Below are 1005 nucleotides of genomic sequence, written 5' to 3'. Positions count from 1 at the left end.
ACTAGGGTGTGTTTCAAAGTCGTAGCCACTCGTTAATCGCCGCAACCTGGACTGTGGCCTCGTAACGGACAGCGAGCTTGTCATAGCGAGTGGCCACGGCACGGTTGCGTTTGAGTCGATTGATCCCGCACTCCACCGCATGCCGCTGCTCGTAGATCGTCGAATCAAACGCTGGTGGACGACCACCAGCAGCACCCTTGTTCGTCCTATGCCGAACCTGGTCACTCTTCTCCGGAATCGTGCACCGAATGCCACGGTCACGGAGATAGGCGCGGTTCGCGCGGGAGCCATAAGCCTTGTCCGCCAGCACCCGATCCGGGCGGGTACGCGGTCGACCACGGCCCACGCGGTCGACTCGAATCGCGTCCAGGACCACGTGGAACTGGGGCGAGTCGCCTCGCTGGCCCGCGGTGATGACCAGTGAGAGTGGTTTTTGTTCCTGTTCGGTGGCCAGATGCAGCTTGGTGGTCCAGCCACCTCGGGACCGACCCAACGCGTGGTCAGCCGGTTCCGGGTCGCCGACTCCACCTGGTGGTTCCTTCTGTTCATCCCCTTTTTTCGCGCTCCAGCGGCGTGCTGGTGCGCGCGGGCGATGGTCGAGTCGACGCTGACGTCCCAGGTGATCAGCCCGGCGGCGTCGGCACGGGCCTGTAATCGGGACAGGATGCGGGCCCAGATCCCGGCGCGTTGCCAGCGGCGAAACAGTCCGTAGATCGCCTGCCATGTCCCGTATTCAGGAGGGACGTCGCGCCAGGGGGTGCCCGCCCGCACGCGCCAGCGGATGCCGTTGATGAGTTGCCGTCTGGTCCATTGCGGCGGGCGGCCTGGCTTGATCCCGACGGGCAGCAGGGGTTCCAGGATCGCCCATTGCACGTCGGTCAAGTCAGCTCGCCCGGCCACCGCTAGGCTGGCCACGAGGTCTCCGGTGTTCTCGATCTTCTTCGTCGTTGATCGATCTACCGGAGACCTCACCTATTTGATCACCGACACGCCGGTACGGCTCTT

1 protein-coding gene is annotated in these 1005 nt (G+C 64.3%); it reads right to left on the bottom strand.

All coding sequences use genetic code 11. The features are described from left to right. Positions 1-13: 13 nt before the first annotated feature. Positions 14-900 (bottom strand): IS5 family transposase gene (locus D5S19_RS03855; protein WP_407641708.1). Its coding sequence is split into 2 segments (ribosomal slippage): positions 14-504 and positions 504-900, totalling 888 coding nucleotides; the frame shifts between segments, so codons are not numbered across the junction. Positions 901-1005 lie beyond the last annotated feature (105 nt).

It is taken from the genome of Amycolatopsis panacis, from assembly GCF_003600245.1.
Classification (GTDB): Bacteria; Actinomycetota; Actinomycetes; order Mycobacteriales; family Pseudonocardiaceae; genus Amycolatopsis; species Amycolatopsis sulphurea.
Note: the sequence above shows the minus strand (reverse complement) of the source record. Positions and strands in the feature narration are given on the sequence as shown.